The 17,068-nt window shown below is 69.9% G+C and carries 15 protein-coding genes; 4 read left to right on the forward strand and 11 right to left on the reverse strand.

Annotation, left to right across the window (positions count from 1 at the left end; genetic code table 11):
- Positions 1–102: 102 nt before the first annotated feature.
- Positions 103–1,824 (forward strand): sensor histidine kinase, encoded by a 1,722-nt coding sequence (locus SY2F82_RS09435; RefSeq protein ID WP_200418501.1) that lies wholly within the window; start codon positions 103–105, stop codon positions 1,822–1,824.
- The gene (locus tag SY2F82_RS09440) at positions 1,821–2,510 is read left to right on the forward strand and encodes a response regulator (RefSeq protein ID WP_200418502.1); all 690 of its coding nucleotides are present in this window, start codon (positions 1,821–1,823) and stop codon (positions 2,508–2,510) included. Before SY2F82_RS09435 ends, SY2F82_RS09440 begins: the two co-directional genes overlap by 4 nt.
- A gap of 16 nt (positions 2,511–2,526) precedes the next feature.
- On the opposite strand, the gene SY2F82_RS09445 is transcribed toward SY2F82_RS09440, so the two are convergent.
- The 3 genes from SY2F82_RS09445 to SY2F82_RS09455 all read right to left on the reverse strand — a co-directional run bounded on the left by SY2F82_RS09445 (position 2,527) and on the right by SY2F82_RS09455 (position 5,339).
- Complete coding sequence (locus SY2F82_RS09445; protein ID WP_200418503.1) at positions 2,527–3,588, reverse strand: ABC transporter substrate-binding protein; 1,062 nt, start codon at positions 3,586–3,588, stop codon at positions 2,527–2,529.
- Positions 3,589–3,670: 82 nt separating this feature from the next.
- Positions 3,671–4,534 carry an ABC transporter permease gene (locus tag SY2F82_RS09450; RefSeq protein WP_200418504.1) on the reverse strand — a complete coding sequence of 288 codons (864 nt, stop codon included), beginning with the start codon at positions 4,532–4,534 and terminating at the stop codon, positions 3,671–3,673.
- Positions 4,524–5,339 carry an ABC transporter ATP-binding protein gene (locus tag SY2F82_RS09455; protein WP_200418505.1) on the reverse strand — a complete coding sequence of 272 codons (816 nt, stop codon included), beginning with the start codon at positions 5,337–5,339 and terminating at the stop codon, positions 4,524–4,526. Before SY2F82_RS09455 ends, SY2F82_RS09450 begins: the two co-directional genes overlap by 11 nt.
- Before the next feature lie 161 nt (positions 5,340–5,500).
- Between SY2F82_RS09455 and SY2F82_RS09460 the strand changes: the two genes are divergently transcribed.
- The gene (locus SY2F82_RS09460) at positions 5,501–6,193 is read left to right on the forward strand and encodes a response regulator (protein ID WP_200418506.1); all 693 of its coding nucleotides are present in this window, start codon (positions 5,501–5,503) and stop codon (positions 6,191–6,193) included.
- A gap of 68 nt (positions 6,194–6,261) precedes the next feature.
- On the opposite strand, the gene SY2F82_RS09465 is transcribed toward SY2F82_RS09460, so the two are convergent.
- From SY2F82_RS09465 to SY2F82_RS09490, 6 genes are all read right to left on the reverse strand, one after another.
- Positions 6,262–7,854, reverse strand: coding sequence for a cation acetate symporter (locus tag SY2F82_RS09465; protein WP_200418507.1), 1,593 nt, complete (start codon positions 7,852–7,854; stop codon positions 6,262–6,264).
- Positions 7,851–8,414 (reverse strand): DUF485 domain-containing protein, encoded by a 564-nt coding sequence (locus SY2F82_RS09470; RefSeq protein ID WP_200418508.1) that lies wholly within the window; start codon positions 8,412–8,414, stop codon positions 7,851–7,853. Before SY2F82_RS09470 ends, SY2F82_RS09465 begins: the two co-directional genes overlap by 4 nt.
- Positions 8,415–8,482: 68 nt before the next feature.
- Positions 8,483–9,166 (reverse strand): response regulator transcription factor, encoded by a 684-nt coding sequence (locus SY2F82_RS09475; RefSeq protein WP_200418509.1) that lies wholly within the window; start codon positions 9,164–9,166, stop codon positions 8,483–8,485.
- A complete protein-coding gene (locus SY2F82_RS09480; RefSeq protein WP_200418510.1) occupies positions 9,163–10,314 on the reverse strand; it encodes a sensor histidine kinase in 1,152 nt (383 codons plus the stop codon). Before SY2F82_RS09480 ends, SY2F82_RS09475 begins: the two co-directional genes overlap by 4 nt.
- A complete protein-coding gene (locus tag SY2F82_RS09485; protein ID WP_200418511.1) occupies positions 10,311–10,835 on the reverse strand; it encodes a CcdC protein domain-containing protein in 525 nt (174 codons plus the stop codon). Before SY2F82_RS09485 ends, SY2F82_RS09480 begins: the two co-directional genes overlap by 4 nt.
- 247 nt (positions 10,836–11,082) lie before the next feature.
- Positions 11,083–13,206, reverse strand: a complete 2,124-nt coding sequence (locus SY2F82_RS09490; RefSeq protein ID WP_200418512.1) for a type IIA DNA topoisomerase subunit B — start codon at positions 13,204–13,206, stop codon at positions 11,083–11,085.
- Positions 13,207–13,645: 439 nt separating this feature from the next.
- On the opposite strand from SY2F82_RS09490, the gene SY2F82_RS09495 reads away from it, so the two are divergent.
- Positions 13,646–13,876: a hypothetical protein gene (locus tag SY2F82_RS09495; RefSeq protein ID WP_109495566.1), complete on the forward strand. Its 231-nt coding sequence runs from the start codon at positions 13,646–13,648 to the stop codon at positions 13,874–13,876.
- Positions 13,877–14,080: 204 nt separating this feature from the next.
- Here SY2F82_RS09495 and SY2F82_RS09500 read toward each other — a convergent pair whose 3' ends face one another.
- Together SY2F82_RS09500 and SY2F82_RS09505 are read right to left on the reverse strand one after the other, a co-directional pair.
- Positions 14,081–14,899 carry a serine protease gene (locus SY2F82_RS09500; protein WP_200418513.1) on the reverse strand — a complete coding sequence of 273 codons (819 nt, stop codon included), beginning with the start codon at positions 14,897–14,899 and terminating at the stop codon, positions 14,081–14,083.
- Positions 14,900–15,019: 120 nt separating this feature from the next.
- On the reverse strand, positions 15,020–16,558 hold the full coding sequence (locus tag SY2F82_RS09505; RefSeq protein ID WP_268980376.1) for an RNA polymerase sigma factor: 1,539 nt from the start codon (positions 16,556–16,558) through the stop codon (positions 15,020–15,022).
- Positions 16,559–17,068: the final 510 nt, after the last annotated feature.

Below are 17,068 nucleotides of genomic sequence, written 5' to 3' on the forward strand. Positions count from 1 at the left end.
GAACGAGGGCGGCTCCCCGTGACGGGCCGCACCCGCACCGCACAGGAGATCCACGCCACACCCCCTACGGCACGGCGCACCCGTCCCCGTACCGTCGTACCCATGAGCCCCTCTGCCCCTGCACGACGACTGCGCCTCGGTCTGCCGCGGCGGATGTTCTCGCAGGTCCTGCTGATGCAGGTGGCGATCGCCGCGGGCGTGGCCGTGCTCGCCACCGGGCTGTTCCTGGCGCCGCTCAGCCGTCTGCTGGACGACCAGGCGATGCGCCGGGCCCTCGCGATCGCGCAGACCACGGCGGCCCAGCCGCAGATCTCCACGGATCTGCAGAGAGCGTTGCCGTCGCCCGACGGGCCGGTGCAGAAGGAGGCGGAGCGCATCCGCAAGGCCAGTCACGCCGAGTACGTCGTGGTGATGAACACAAGGGGCGTGCGCTGGTCGCACCCGGACACCTGGCAGATCGGCAAGATCGTCTCCACCGACCCGAGCGAGGCCCTGGCCGGCAAGGAGATCATGCAGATCGACAGCGGCACCCTGGGCCGCTCGGCCCGCGGCAAGGTGCCGCTGCGGGACGCGCACGGCAGGATCATCGGAGCGGTCTCCGTCGGCATCGAGTACGACAGCGTCCGGGCCCGGCTGATCCACGCGATCCCGGGCCTGTTCGCGTACGCGGGCGCGGCCCTGGCGATCGGCGCGCTGGCCGCGTACCTGATCTCGCGCAGGGTCCAGCGGCAGACCCGTGATCTCGCCTTCTCGGACATCTCGGCACTGCTCAGCGAGCGCGAGGCGATGCTGCACGGCATCAGGGAGGGCGTCGTCGCCCTGGACCGCGAGGGCCGGGTGCGTCTGGTCAACGACGAGGCGCAGCGCCTGCTGGGCATCGGCGACGAGGTCGTCGGCCGCTCCCTCGACGACGCGCTCGGCGAGGGCCGTACGACCGATGTGCTGGCCGGACGGGTCACGGGCACCGACCTGCTCACCGTGCGCGGGCACCGGGTCCTCGTCGCCAACCGCATGCCCACCGACGACGGAGGCGCCGTCGCCACCCTGCGCGACCGCACCGAGCTGGAGCAGCTGGGCCGCGAACTGGACTCCACACGCGGTCTGATCGACGCCCTGCGCGCGCAGGACCACGAACACGCCAACCGCATGCACACGCTTCTGGGACTCCTGGAACTGGAGATGTACGAGGACGCCGTGGAGTTCGTCGGCGAGGTGGTGGGCGACCACAGGGCCACGGCGGAACAGGTCACCGAGAAGATCCACGATCCGCTGCTCGCGGCCCTGTTGGTGGGCAAGGCGACGGTCGCCGCCGAGCGCGGGGTGGCCCTGTGGATCGCCGACCGGACACTGCTGCCGGACCGGTTGATCGACCCCAGAGGTCTGGTCACGATCGTAGGGAACCTGGTCGACAACGCACTCGACGCCGTGGCGGGCACTCCGCACGCGCGCGTGGAGGTCGAACTGCGTGCGGAGGGGCGCACGGCTGTCCTCAGGGTGCGTGACACAGGTCCCGGAATACCCGCCGAGCGCCGGGAGCTGGTCTTCACGGACGGATGGTCCACCAAGCAGCCCCCGGCGCACGGCAAGCGCGGCATCGGGCTGTCCCTGGTGCGCCGTCTCGCCGAACGCCAGGGAGGCAGCGCCCGGGTGACCGAGGCGGAGGGAGGAGGCGCGGAGTTCGTCGTCGTCCTCCCCGAGGCTCTCGAGGAACCGGAGCCGGCCGCCGCAGACCGCGGGGCCCTGGTCCCCGCCCGTCAGGCACCGGCGGACACGGCGCCGGCCCCGGACACGCCCGCCCCGATCCCCGAGGAGGAGTCGCGATGACCCGGCCGATCGACGTACTGGTCGTGGACGACGACCCCCGGGTCGCCCGGGTCAACGCCGCGTATGTGGAGAAGGTCGCCGGCTTCCGGGTGGCCGGCCAGGCGCACAACGCGGCCGACGCGCTGCGGCAGATGGAGACGCTGCCCCACCTCGACCTGGTCCTGATGGACCACTACCTGCCCGACGACACGGGACTCGCGGTCGTGCAGGAGATGCGCCGACGCGGCCACCAGACCGATGTGATCATGGTGACGGCGGCCCGCGACATCCAGACCGTCCAGGCCGCGATGCGGCACGGCGCGCTCCAGTACCTGGTCAAGCCGTTCGCCTTCGCGGGCCTGCGCGCCAAGCTGGAGGCGTACGCCGAGTTGCGGCGCACCCTCGACGGCGGCGGTGAGGCCGAACAGGCAGAGGTCGACCGGATCTTCGGCGCCCTGTCGGCGGGTTCGGAGCCGGGGCTGCCCAAGGGGCACTCTGCGACGACGGCGGATCTGGTACGCCGTGCCCTGCTGGACGCCTCGGGGCCGCTGTCCGCCCAGGAGATCGCCGAGCGGACCGGGCTGAGCCGCCAGACCGCCCAGCGCTATCTGAAGCTCCTGGAGCGCACGGGACGGGCCACGCTGACCCTGAAATACGGCGACGCGGGCCGCCCCGAACACCGCTACGTGTGGGCGACCCGCGCCTGAGGCACGGCCGTCGGGCTCAGCCCGCGGCCTTCTTCACGAACTCCGTGGTGTACGTCTTGCCGAGGTCGATCGTGGCGTTCTTGATGTTGGGGTTGAACGCCTTGAGGACCTTCTCGACGGTCTGCGGGCCGTCCTCGGGCATCACGCCGTCCTTGGTGAACATCGGCAGCGTGCTCTTGATGGCACTCGCGTAGAGCGTCTCGTTGCCCTTCGAGTAGTCGGCCGGCATCTTGGCGGCGATCTCGTTCGCGGAGTGTGTGGACATCCACTTGAGGGTCTTGACGAACGCGTTGGCGAGCTTCTGGACGGTGTCCTTGTGACTGTTGACCCAGTCCGTCTGCATGTACAGGCTCGACGACGGGTACGGGCCGCCCAGTGCCTCCTGCGACCCCTGCGGTGTCCGCATGTCGACGAGCACTTGGCCGAGGTTCTTCTGCAGGACCGTGGCGACGGTCGGGTCCGTGGTCATGCCGGCGTCGATGGAGCCCTGCTGGAGGGCGGAGATGAACGTCGGACCGGCGCCGACGGCGACCGGGCTGAACTCGCTGACCTGCACACCGTTCTTGACCGCGAGGTACTTGGTGAGGAAGTCGGTCGAGGAACCGAGGCCGGTGACGCCGAGCTTCCTGCCCTTGAAGTCCTTGGGCGAGGTGATGTCCTTGGCGCGCTTGTTGGAGACGATCTCCACCTCGCCGGGCGCGTGCGAGAACTGCACCACGGACTCGACGTCCTTGCCCTTGGTCTGCAGGTCGAGCGTGTGGTCGTAGAAGCCGACGGCCCCCTGGACCTGGCCGGAGACGAGGGCCGTCTCGGCCTGCACGCCGGCCGGCTCGCTCAGCAGTTCCACGTCGAGCCCCTCGGCGTCGAAGTAGCCGAGCCGCTGGGTGAGCATGGCGGGCAGGTAAATGACCTTGTCGAGGCCACCCACCATGATCTTGACCTTCTCGCCCTTGCCGTCGCCCTTGCTGCCGGAGTCCGACGAGGCGGTGGTGGCCGCGTCGTTGGCGCAGGCGGTGAGCGAGGTGGCGGCGAGCAGGCCGGCCGCGGCGAGGGCGGCGATTCTGGCGGACTTGCGCATGGCGGTTCACGTCCTTGTGAGAGGGCGGTGCGGGAGGAAACTGCAGGGGGACGGGGTCGTTGACCAGAGCCTTCGGGGGACGTCAGTGCCCGGAGTCCGACGGCTTCCAGCGGAAGATGCGGCGCTCGGCGAAGGTGAGCAGCCCCTCGGCCACCAGCGCGACGACCGCGAGGATGACCATCGCGGCGTAGACACCGGCCGCGTTGAAGGTGCCCTGGGACTGGGCGACGAGCAGGCCGATGCCCTTCGTCGCACCGATGTACTCGCCGACGATGGCGCCGATGAGCGCGAAGCCGAAGCTGACATGGAGGCTGGTGAAGATCCACGAGGTGGCCGACGGGATGACGACCTGGAGTGTCACCCGGCGGTCGCTGGCGCCCAGGATGCGGGCGTTGGCGACGAGGTTGCGGTCGACCTCGCGGGCGCCCTGGAAGGCGTTGAAGAAGACCGGGAAGAAGACCAGGACGACGGCGGAGGCGATCTTGGAGGACGGTCCGAGCCCGAACCAGATCACGAAGATCGGGGCGAGGACGATCCTGGGAATGGAGTTGAGCACCTTGATGTAGGGACCGAGGATGTCGGCGAGGAAGGCGATCCGCCCGAGCGCGATACCGAAGACGACACCGGCTATGACGCCGATGATCCAGCCGAGCAGCGCCTCGTGGAGCGTGACCCAGATCTGTTCGCCGAGCGCTCCCTGCGCGGTGCCGTGCATCACCCAGGTGGAGATCTGGTCCCAGATCTTCGACGGCATCGAGAAGTTGAACGGGTCGATGACCTTGCTCCGGGAGAGCGCCTCCCAGAGGCCGAGCACGGCGACCAGGAGCAGCACGCGGACGAGCAGGACGACGGCCTTGCGTCTGCGGGCGGCACGCGCGCGTGAGTGGGCGCGGTCGGGCTTGGAGGTGTCGACGGGCGTGGGCGCGGAGATGACCTCAGGCGACATGGGCGGCGCCCCTCTCGCGCGTGATGCGGACCTCTTCCCCCAGGGACTCCCAGATCTCGCGGTAGATCTCGATGAACCGCGGCTCCAGGCGCACCGACTCGACCTTGCGCGGCCGGGGCAGGTCGATGTCGAAGACCTGCTTCACGGTGGCGGGTCCGGCGGTCATCACGACGACCTTGTCGGCCAGCGCGATCGACTCCTCCAAATCGTGGGTGACGAAGACGACGGAGGCGCCCGTGCCCTCCCACAGCTCCAGCAACTCGTCCGACATCAGCGCCCGGGTCTGCACGTCGAGCGCCGAGAACGGCTCGTCCATCAGCAGGATCTCGGGGTCGTTGACGAAGGTGGCGGCGAGGGCGACACGCTTGCGCTGGCCGCCGGAGAGCTGGTGCGGGTAGCGGTCCTCGAAGGCCGCGAGCCCCACCCGGGCCAGCCACTCACGGGCCTTCTGCCTGGCCTCCGTCTTGGGCACGCCGCGGAAGCGCGGACCCGCCATGACGTTGGACAGGACCGTGCGCCAGGGGAACGTGGCGTCCTGCTGGAAGACGAAACCGACCTTGTCGCCGACTCCCGAGACCGGCTCGCCGGCCACCATGACCTCACCCTCGGTGGGCTCCTCCAAGCCGCTGACCAGGGTCAGGGTCGTCGACTTGCCGCATCCGGTGGGTCCGACGACGGCGACGAACTCGCCGCGCCCGACGGTCAGGTCCAGGTTCCTGACAGCCGTGTGCAGACCCCCTGACGGGGTCCGGAAGGTCTTGCTCGCGCCCCGTAGCTCGATGGCGGGGCTGGTGTCTGCGCTCATGGCCCGGGACGGTAGGTGTGGCGCGGGCCACGGCAGGAGTCTTCTGGGCGCAACCTCGACTTCTGCTTGCAAGAGTCTGTTGTGCTCTTTTTGCTCGCGCTACAACTGCGGAGCCGAAACACGGGCGTAACGCCCGCATGGCCTTGGGAGAAAGAGGCCCGATGATTGACGTCCTGGTCGTGGACGACGACTTCCGTGTCGCCGAGATAAACGCCAAGTACGTGGGAAAGGTTCCCGGTTTCCGGGTCGCCGCCCGCGCGCACAGCGCCGCCCAGGCGCTCGCCGCGGTGGAACGCGCCCCGATCGACCTGGTCCTGCTCGACCACTACCTGCCCGACCAGACGGGGCTCGAACTGGTGCACCGCATGCGCGAACGCGGCCACGGCACCGACGTCATCATGATCACCGCGGCCGGCGACGTGGCGACCGTCCAGGCCGCCATGCGTCTGGGCGCCCTGCACTACCTGGTCAAACCGTTCACGTTCGCGGCCCTGCGCACCCGCCTCGACTCCTACGCCGCGCTGCGCCGCACCGTCGACCGCGTAGGCGGCCGGGGCGTGGCCGGCCAGGAGCAGGTGGACCGGATCTTCGGTGCCCTGCGGACCACCCCCGTGGTCTCCTCACCGAGGCTGCCCAGCGGCCACTCCGAACCGACGACGGACCTCATCTGCGAGGTGCTGCACCGAGCCGGCCAGCCGCTCTCCGCGCACGAGGTGGCGGCCAGGACGGGCCTGAGCCGCTCCACCGCACAGCGTTATCTGCGGCACCTTGAACAGGCGGGCCGGCTGCGCCTGTCCCTGAAGTACGGCGACACGGGGCGGCCCGAGCACCGGTACGCATGGGTGGCGCCTTAGCAGTCCTTGCAGCTCCGAACACGATGGGCGCCCCGGCCCGCGGGTACGTCGGCGGGGGCGCCCGTCGATCACACCGCTCCGGCGCCCGTCAGTGACCGCACCTCGGTCTCCGCGTACTTGGTCTCGTCCGGCCCCTCAGGCGAGGTGACCGTGCCGAGCCAGCCCGCGAGGAAGCCGAGCGGGACGGAGACGAGGCCCGGGTTCTGCAGGGGGAAGTACTGGAAGTCGACTGCCGGGAACAGCGATCCGGGGCTTCCCGAGACGACCGGGGACAGCAGCACGAGCCCCAGTGCGGGCACGAGGCCGCCGTAGACCGCCCAGACGGCCCCGCGTGTGGTGAAGCCGCGCCAGAAGAGCGTGTAGATCAGTACCGGGAGGTTCGCCGACGCCGAGACCGCGAAGGCGAGTCCCACCAGGAACGCCACATTGAGGTCGCGGACCAGCAGGCCGAGGGCGATCGCGACCACGCCGACACCGACAGCGGCGGCCCGCGCCACCTTGACCTCGCTGCGGGCCTTGCGGCCACGGCGCCGCAGTGAGGGATAGAGGTCGTGGGCGACGGCGGCCGAGGCGGCGAGGGTGATGCCGGCGACGACGGCGAGGATCGTGGCGAAGGCGATCGCGGCGACCATGGCGAACAGCACCGTCCCCCCGGTGGTGTCCGCACCGCCGCCCAGTCGCTGCGCCAGCAGCGGTACCGCCGTGTTCCCGGCCTCGTTCGACGCGCGCACGGCGTCCGGTCCGACGACGGCGGCCGCGCCGAAACCCAGCACGATCGTCATCAGGTAGAAACCGCCGATGAGCCAGACCGACCAGACGACCGAACGGCGGGCGGCACGCGCGGTCGGCACGGTGTAGAAGCGGGAGAGGATGTGCGGCAGCCCGGCAGTGCCCAGCACCAGCGCCAGGCCCAGGCTGACGAAGTCGATCCGGGCGGTCCAGTCCCCGCCGTACTTCAGCCCCGGGGCGAGGAACGCGTCCCCGTGCCCGCTGCGCTCCGCCGCCGTGCGGAGCAACGCGTCGACGTCCCCGTGGAACCGCGCCAGCAGCGCAGCGGTCAGCGCGACCGTGCCGCCCAGCAGCAGGACCGCCTTGACGATCTGGATCCAGGTGGTGGCCCGCATTCCGCCCAGCGCCACGTAGATCACCATGAGCGCGCCGACGACGACCACCGTCCAGGCGCGCGCCGCCGTGCTCGTCCCCCCGAAGAGCAGCGCGACGAGGCTGCCCGCGCCCACCATCTGCGCCACCAGGTACAGCACGGACACCGTCACGGAGGACGTCCCCACCGCGATCCGCACCCTCCGCTCGCTCATCCGTGCCGCGACGACGTCGGCAAGCGTGAACCGCCCGCAGTTGCGCACCAGTTCGGCGACGAAGAAGAGCACCACCAGCCAGGCGACGAGGAAGCCCACCACATACAGAATCCCGTCGTACCCGAAGAGTGCGATGAGCCCCGTGACGCCGAGGAAGGAGGCCGCCGACATGTAGTCGCCCGCGATGGCAAAACCATTCTCCATCGGAGAGAACAGCCGCCCGCCCGCGTAGAACTCCTCCGCCGATCCGTGCCGGTCACGGCTCACCCAGGTGGTGATCGCCAGGGTGATCGCGACGAACACGCCGAACAGGAGCAGCGCCGGCATCTGATGGTGACCGCTCACCGCTCGCCACCCCTGAGCGGGCGAGTCAACTCCTGGGTGTCCCAGCGCAGATCGAGCGCGGCGCGGTCCCTGCGCAACCGCGCGTGCCGTGCGTACGCCCACGTCAACAGGAACGTCGTCAGGAACTGCCCGAGCCCTGCCAGCATCGCCACGTTCACGGCTCCCGCCACCGGCCGCGCCATCAGCCCCGGAGCCGCCTGTGCGGTCACCACATAGCCCACGTACCAGGTGAAGAAGACCACAAGACCCGGAACCACGAACCTCCGGTACCGGCTGCGCACCTCCCGGAACGCCGCGCTGCGCTGCACCTGCAGATAGACGTCGGCCACGCGGTCGGCGCCTTCGCCCTCCCGGCGCGCGGAGGGCACGACCGGGGCGGGGGCACCCGTCCCGTCCAGCTCGCCCCAGCCGGACGCCAGCGCGTCGTACCAGGGGTCGTCGTACTCCGCCCGCCCGGCCGCTCCCGCGCCCGCCGAGGCCGGATCACAGCCGTGGTACTTCTCAACCGAACTCTCGGGACCGTCCCCGCCTCCGCGGGAACGATCATGGTTTGACCTCATGCCCAAGCATGGACAGAGCGGGAAGATCCCAGACCTTCTTCTCCCCGCGCTTCACCCCATCAGGTGACTCACTGCGAGGGGGGCCGGACCAGCCCCGTCGCATACGCGTAACCCACCGCCCGCGCACGGTCCTTGAGCCCTGTCTTGGCGAAGAGATTGTTGATGTGGGTCTTCACAGTGGCCGTGGAAACGTGCAGCCTGCGCGCGATCTCCTGGTTGGTCAGCCCCTCGGCGATCAGTACGAGTACCTCGGTCTCCCGTGCGGTGAGCCCGTCCGGCGGCCGGGAGGCCGCTACGGGTTCCCGCTCCGGCTCCGCCAGCCGCTCCAGCAGGCGCCGTTGGATGCTCGGCGACAGCCCCGCCTCCCCGGACAGCACGCTCCGCACGGCCCGTACGATCTCGTCGCCGCCCGCGTCCTTGGTGAGATAGCCACGCGCCCCGGCTCTGATGGCCGGGAACAGCGACTCGTCGTCCCCGAAGGTGGTCAGCACGACGACCTGGGTTCCGGGGTGCTCCGCACGGATGCGCCGCGTCGCCTCGACGCCGTCGCAGCGCGGCATGCGCAGGTCCATCAGCACCACGTCCGGGGCGAGCTCGGCGACGAGCCGGACCGCCTCCTCGCCGTCCCCGGCGGCGCCGACGACCTCGATCCCGGGCAGCAGACCGAGCAGCATCACGATGCCCTCGCGCACCACCGTCTGATCGTCCGCCACCACCACCCGGGCGGGCTCCGCGCTCTCCTCCCCCGTCATACGGGCACCTTCAACGTCACCACGAATCCCTCCTCACCGGCCCCTGCATGCAGTGAGCCGCCCAGCAGCTCGGCACGCTCCCGCATGCCCAGCAGACCGTACCCGGCCCCCGACCCGGCCAGCCCGCCCGGCGAACCGCCCGAATCGCGGACGTCCAGCGTCACTTCGTGCTCGGCGTACTCCAGCCGTATGCGCACCTTGGCGCCCGGAGCGTGCTTGCGGACGTTGGTCAGGGCCTCCTGAGCGACCCTGCGGACGGCCTGGGAGGCCTCGGCGGGCAGCGGTCGACGCTCACCCGAGAAGGTGATGTCGGCACCGTCCGACGCGGAGACGAGCTCGCTGAGGAAGTCCTCGAGCGGGGACATCTCCCCGCGCAGCGCGGAGAGCGCCTGCCGGGTCTCGGCAAGCCCGTCCCGGGCCATCCCCCGCGCCGCCACGACCCGCTCCAGGATCGTCTCCCGTTCGGCCCCCGCCTCGATCAGCAACCGGGCCGCCTCCAGATGCACCAGCTGCGCCGAGAGGCTGTGCGCCAGTACGTCGTGGATCTCCCGTGCGATCCGCGTCCGCTCCGCCAGGGCCGCCGACTCCGCCTCGGCCGCCCGCGCGGCCCTCTCCTGGGCGAGCAGCCGCAGGGCGCTGCCGCGTGCCTCGGCATCGAGGCGCAGGACATAGCCGGCGAGCGCGATCCCGACGACGGTGACCGCCGTGTTCAGCCAGGCGTCGTCGGTGGCGGCCGCGTACGCCCCCAGACCGAGGCCGGCGGCGGGTGCGGCGGCCGCGAGGGGCAGCCGCTCCAGGGCGCCGATGGCACAGCCGCACCACAGGACCATGGCGGGCACGCGCAGATCCGCCACGTACGCCGTCGCACCCATCCCGAGGAGCGCGACGAGCAGGGCGACCGAGGGCAACAGCCGGTGGTGGAAGGTGGCCCGGAAGAAGGCCCACGCCCCTGCCGCGCACACCAGGACTCCGAACGCCGCCGCGGCGATGCCCCACGAACGCAGGCTGCCATCCGTGAACGTCGTCCACAGGAGCATGCCGAGGGCGACGAGCCGTGCGATCCGGGCGAGCCCGCGCCGGGCGGCGGAGACACCGGCGCGGGACAGGGCCTCTCGGGAGGGCCAGCGTGTCCACACGTACTCCGTCACATGGACCCCTTCCTCGAGGGCGAGGTCACGCGGTCACCGTACGCCGGACCCCGCAGTTGGGCGGTGGAGAGGGAACGCGACCGCCAGACCAGGATCCCGCTGCGCACCAGCAGGGTGGCGGCGAGAGCGAGGAACAGGGCGGAGCTGTCCTGGTGGACGCCGAGGACCGCGCCGATGGCGAAGAGACCGACGCGCAGGCCTATGCCGACGATCCACACCGCGACGCTTGCCTTGGTGCCGCGGCTCCAGACCGTGCCGTCCGGCTCGGTCCATATGCGGGTGGTCCAGGCCCAACCGGCGCCCGTGGCCAGCCCGATGAGCAGCTCGGCCGCGATGAGGAGGGCGGACTCGGCGTGGTGGTGGGGGTCGAGCACGTCGGGCTCGCGCACGGCCAGGAAGGCCAGGACGGCAGGCATGACCCACCAACGGCGGTCGGCCGAGATCCGGCGCGCTCGGAACTGACGCACGAGGATCAGGACGACTGCGGCGGTGATCAGCAGGGCGTCGGTGGGCCCGGACATCGTGGCCTCCGTGGGCGAGGAAGGGCGCTGTCGCGGCGGGTGCCGTCGACGCCTTCGACGCTACGGAAGCCGGCGGGGCGGTGGATCGGAGCCGGGGTGGATGGTGGGTGGATCCTCGGGCCTGCCCCGGCTCCACCCAGGGGTGGAGAGCCCGGGCAGGCACCGGTCAGAAAACGGATGCGGCCGGGAGGGACGCGAAGGCGCCTCTCCCGGCCCGCCGGGCCACTTGCCCCAGACGCCGCAGCGGCTACGCGTCGATGCGGGACCTGTCCAGTGTCGCCGCGGAGCTGGAGATGAACTCCTTGCGCGGTGCCACGTCGTTGCCCATCAGGAGGTCGAAGACCTGTTCGGCGGCTTCCAGGTCGGAGAGGTTGATCCGGCGCAGGGTGCGATGGCGCGGGTCCATCGTCGTCTCGGCCAGCTGGTCGGCGTCCATCTCGCCGAGGCCCTTGTAGCGCTGGATGGAGTCCTTGTACCGGATGCCCTTGCTCTGGAACTCCAGGAGCTTGTCGCGCAGTTCGCGGTCCGAGTACGTGTAGACGTACTTGTCCTGGCCCTTCTTCGGCTGGATCAGCTCGATGCGGTGCAGCGGCGGCACCGCGGCGAACACCCGGCCCGCCTCGACCATGGGCCGCATGTAGCGGTGGAACAGGGTCAGCAGCAGGGTGCGGATGTGGGAACCGTCCACGTCGGCGTCGGTCATCATGATGATCTTGCCGTAGCGGGCCGCGTCGAGGTCGAAGGTCCGGCCGGACCCCGCTCCTATGACCTGGATGATCGCTCCGCACTCGGCGTTCTTCAGCATGTCCGTGACGGACGACTTCTGGACGTTCAGGATCTTGCCACGGATCGGCAGGAGCGCCTGGAACTCGGAGTTCCGCGCGAGCTTCGCCGTACCGAGCGCGGAGTCGCCCTCGACGATGAACAGCTCGCTGCGGTCGACGTCGTCGCTGCGGCAGTCGGCGAGCTTGGCGGGCAGCGAGGAGGACTCCAAGGCCGTCTTGCGGCGCTGGGCGTCCTTGTGCTGGCGCGCCGCGATACGCGTGCGGGCGGCGGCGACGGCCTTCTCCAGGACGACCCTGGCCTGCTGGGCGGCATCACGCTTGGTGGACGTCAGGAATGCCTTGAGCTCCTTGGAGACCACGTTCGCCACGATGCGGCGCGCCGCGGACGTCCCGAGGACCTCCTTGGTCTGCCCCTCGAACTGCGGCTCGGCCAGACGCACCGTGACGACCGCGGTGAGCCCCTCGAGCGCGTCGTCCTTGACGATGTCGTCCTCGGCGACGCGCAGCATCTTCTTGGCGCGCAGGACCTCGTTCATCGTCCGGGTGACGGCCTGCTCGAAGCCGGCGACGTGGGTGCCGCCCTTGGGGGTGGCGATGATGTTCACGAACGACCTGAGCGTCGTGTCGTAACCGGTGCCCCAGCGCAGCGCGACGTCGACGCCGAGCTCCCGGGTGACCTCGGTGGGCGTCATCTGGCCGTGGTCGTCGAGGACGGGGACCGTCTCCTTGAAGGTGCCCTGTCCGGAGAAACGGAGGACGTCGCACACCGGCTTGTCGCTCGCCAGGTACTCGCAGAACTCGCTGATGCCACCGTCGAAGCGGAAGGACTCCTCGCCCTTGCTGCCGCCCTCTCCGAGCCCGTATTCGTCGCGGACGACGATGGTGAGCCCGGGTACCAGGAACGCGGTCTGGCGGGCGCGCTGGTGCAGCGTCTCCAGGGAGAGCTTGGCGTCCTTGAGGAAGATCTGGCGGTCGGCCCAGTAGCGCACCCGCGTGCCGGTGCGGGTCTTGGGGATCTTCTTGGTCTTGTGCAGGCCGCCCTTGGCCTCGAACTTCGCGTCCGGGCCGTCGGCGGCGAAGACGCCCGGCACGCCGCGCCGGAAGCTGATCAGGTGGGTGTGGCCGCCACGGTCGACCTCGACGTCCAGACGCGCGGAGAGGGCGTTCACCACGGACGCCCCGACGCCGTGCAGACCGCCGGACGCCGCGTAGGAGCCACCGCCGAACTTGCCGCCGGCGTGCAGCTTGGTCATGACGACCTCGACGCCGGACAGGCGGGTCTTGGGCTCGACGTCGACCGGGATGCCCCGGCCGTTGTCCCGTACCTCCACCGAGGCGTCGTCGTGCAGGATCACCTCGATGTGGTCGCAGTAGCCGCCCAGTGCCTCGTCGACGGAGTTGTCGATGATCTCCCAGAGGCAGTGCATCAGGCCCCGGCTGTCGGTGGAGCCGATATACATGCCGGGGCGCTTGCGCACGGCCTCGAGGCCTTCGAGGACGAGAAGGTGCCGCGCGGTGTAGTTGGAACCGTCCCGGTCTGCTCCGGTCAGCAGCGCAGTGGACGGCACGGACGTCTCGGCGGTCACGCGGTTCGCTCCTCGCTGAATTTCAGATGGGACCCCCTGGGGTGAGGGTCGGCTTCGGTCGCCGCTCCGAGGGTACCGAGGCCTGGTAGAGCCGTTGTAACGCATCCCTCGTCGGCACCTCAGAGTAATCCAGAGTCGTACGGACGTTCGATCCCTCGTGGGGGTGAAGTACATATCACGTTCCCTTCGAGGCATGAACCATTTAGCCTCGGGGCACGTCCTCATCCACAACCGGCAACCCGCCGGGAGGACGGACAACCGACACACAGCGCGAACCCGTACGACACAAAAGACGTAATACGGCACATTCGCCGCCAACCGGCAGCAGACAGCCGGCTCGGAAAGATTTTTTCGAGGAGAAGCCGCGAGCGGGAACGTTTTCGGCCTGGTTGGATGTTGACCCTGGTACGACAGCTCGTCGAGCTAGAGAAGAGGCGACGTGACTACTGTTCTGACCCCCGCGAGCCCGCTGACGGCCGCTGACCGCTGCGACCGTTGCGGCGCCCAGGCGTACCTGCGCGTCGTCCTCCTGAGCGGCGGAGAACTGCTCTTCTGCGCCCACCACGGCCGCAAGTTCGAGCCGGAACTCAAGAAGATCGCCGCTGAGATACAGGACGAGACGGAACGGCTCACCTCCGTTCCCGCGAGCGCGTCCGAAGAGGAACGCTGACCTTTCGCGTCCCCGACGAGCCGACACCGGCAGCGCCGCCGGTGAACGGGCGGCCACCCCATCCGGGGAGTGGCCGCCCGTACTCGTAGGACGCGAAGGGCCGGCGCCCTCGTGACGCGCACCGACCGCACGCCCCGTGCCGGCGACAGCCCGCACCGGCGTGCCTTTTCCCGCGGCGCGAGGCTGCGCCCGGTGGCGCCGCCCTCAGCGGCCGCCTCCCAGCGCCTTGACGGCCTCCGAGACCCGTGTGTAGACACCAGGGCGCCCCGGCTGCCCACAGCCGCTCCCCCAGGACACCACCCCGATCAGGCGCCCATTGGCGACCAGCGGCCCTCCACTGTCCCCCTGACAGGCGTCATGGCCGCCTTCGGGCGCTCCGGCGCACAGCATGGAGGACGCGACGTATCTGCCGTCCAGACCACCCGGATACGCCCTTTCACAGGTCACATCCGTCAGGACCTGAAGGCTGGCGGCCCGCAGGCTGCTCGTGTAGGTGGCATTCCCCGTGACGTCCCCCCAGCCGTACACCGTCGCCGGCGTGCCTGGCGTATAGGCCGGATCCCCGGCGGGCGCCATGGGGATGACCGAGCTGGCGGGCAGCGGGGTGGCGAGGGTGAGCACACCGAAGTCCCCGGTGTTCGTATAGCTGTTGTACTGCGGATTGACCCATGTCGACGTCACGGGGATCTCCTTGCCCTGGCTGGACGTGAGGTCCGTGCGATCCGCGATCACCTTCAGATCCCGCACCCGCCCGGGCGGCGCTCCGAGGACGGCCGCGCTCAGACAGTGGGCGGCGGTCAGGACCATGGAGCGGCCCACCACCACGCCTCCGCAGAACTGCCCCGCCCGGGTACCTCCGAACCGGTCACGGCTGGACAGGGCGACCGTCCACGGGCTCTGTGAGATGTCGACCGGAGACCCTCCGATGACAACGCTGTCTGCCGTCGCCGGCGCGGGTGCCGTCAGCTGTATCAGGGCTGCTGCGGCCGCCAGCGCCAGGGATCGGACGTAGGGGCGAGGCATGCGCTCTCCTCACTGTCGGATGGTCGTAGAACACCCACAGTGATTCAGCTCGCCGCATCCCGCACACGCAAAGGGGCCGCCTCCCGTAGGAGACGGCCCCTGATGACGTACGGCCGAGGGCTAGTCGAGGTAGTCGCGCAGTACCTGCGAGCGCGACGGGTGACGCAGCTTCGACATCGTCTTGGACTCGATCTGGCGGATGCGCTCACGGGTGACGCCGTACACCTTGCCGATCTCGTCGAGGGTCTTCGGCTGACCGTCGGTGAGACCGAAACGCATGGAGACCACGCCCGCCTCACGCTCGGAGAGCGTGTCGAGCACGGAGTGCAGCTGTTCCTGCAGCAGCGTGAAGCTGACCGCGTCGGCCGGGACGACCGCCTCGGAGTCCTCGATGAGGTCACCGAACTCGCTGTCGCCGTCCTCGCCGAGCGGGGTGTGCAGCGAGATCGGCTCCCGGCCGTACTTCTGGACCTCGATGACCTTCTCCGGGGTCATGTCGAGCTCCTTGGCCAGCTCCTCCGGGGTGGGCTCCCGGCCCAGGTCCTGGAGCATCTGCCGCTGCACGCGCGCGAGCTTGTTGATGACCTCGACCATGTGCACCGGGATACGGATGGTGCGGGCCTGGTCGGCCATGGCGCGGGTGATCGCCTGACGGATCCACCAGGTGGCGTACGTGGAGAACTTGTAGCCCTTGGTGTAGTCGAACTTCTCGACCGCGCGGATCAGACCGAGGTTGCCCTCCTGGATGAGGTCCAGGAAGAGCATGCCGCGCCCTGTGTAGCGCTTGGCCAGGGAGACCACCAGACGGAGGTTGGCCTCCAGGAGGTGGTTCTTGGCGCGGCGGCCGTCCTCCGCGATGATCTCGAGCTCACGCTTGAGCTTGGGGGCGAGCTTGTCGGCGTTGGCCAGCTTGTCCTCGGCGAAGAGGCCGGCCTCGATGCGCTTGGCGAGCTCGACCTCCTGCTCGGCGTTGAGCAGGGGGACCTTGCCGATCTGCTTCAGGTAGTCCTTGACCGGGTCGGCGGTGGCGCCGGCCGCGGCGACCTGCTGCGCGGGCGCGTCGTCCTCGTCCTCGTCGGAGAGCACGAAGCCTGCGTTCTCCGCGCCCTCGGGCTCCTCGCCGGCCTTGACGGGGGTGTCCTCGAGGACGTCCTCGTCGAGCAGCTCGACGTCGTCCTTCTTGGCGGCGGTCGTCTTCTTGGCCGCCGTCTTCTTGGCGACGGCCTTCTTCGCGACCGTCTTCTTCACTGCCGCCGCCTTCTTGGCCGCGGTCTTCTTGACGGGCGCGTCCTCAGCCGGATCGTCGGCGACCGGCACCGCCGGGGCGGCGGGAGCGGTGGCCTTCTTCGTGGTCACCGCCTTCGCCGGGACGGCCTTGGTGGCGGTGCGCTTGGCCGGACTCTTCGCTGCGACGCTCTTGCGGGTGCGCTTGGGCTCTGCGGCACTGACCATCAGCGTCACACCCTCTTCCTCGAGGATCTGGTTGAGGCTGCGCAGTACGTTCTTCCACTGAGTGGCCGGAATCTGGTCAGCTTCGAAGGCCCGACGCACATCGTCGCCGGCGATCTGCCCCTCAGCCTTTCCCCGCTCAATGAGAGCCATGACAGAGACGGACTCGGCGATCTCCGGCGGGAGCGTACGGGATGTGCTGGCCGACACGAACAACCTCTCGGAACGTTGGAAAACGGCTTCCGGCCCCATCCACAACGGACAGGAGCCGACCGCCGGCTTGGGGATGGGCCGACGGCGCGGGCGGGGGCCGGGAAGATGCACAGCGCCGCGAACGGCGTCCGTATTCCCTCCTCGGCTGTCACCTCTTAGGTCATCGCGCAGCCCCGCAGAGCGTTACGCCCAATCTACGTGGCCCGGATCACACCCCGTAACCGTTCAAAAACGTCCAGATACGGGCAGAGGTGATCGGTCGACGCCACTGCCGACGCTCGGCCGTCGACGGTTCTCCACCACCGCGTATCCCGGAAGCCGCGTTTGACACAGGGAATCCGTATCCGGCACCGGGAATCCGTCGCCGCCGGCTCCGAGGACTCCGGTCGCCACCGGATCACTCGAGACCGGCGCCGGATCCCCGACGGCTGAGTCACCCCGGCTCGGGGCGGGGTCGCCGGTCTCCGTCGGGCTCCGCCGGGTCCCGGGAGGATCCGACGGAGTCCG

This window comes from Streptomyces sp. Y2F8-2, assembly GCF_014905555.1.
GTDB classification, from domain to species: Bacteria; Actinomycetota; Actinomycetes; order Streptomycetales; family Streptomycetaceae; genus Streptomyces; species Streptomyces cynarae.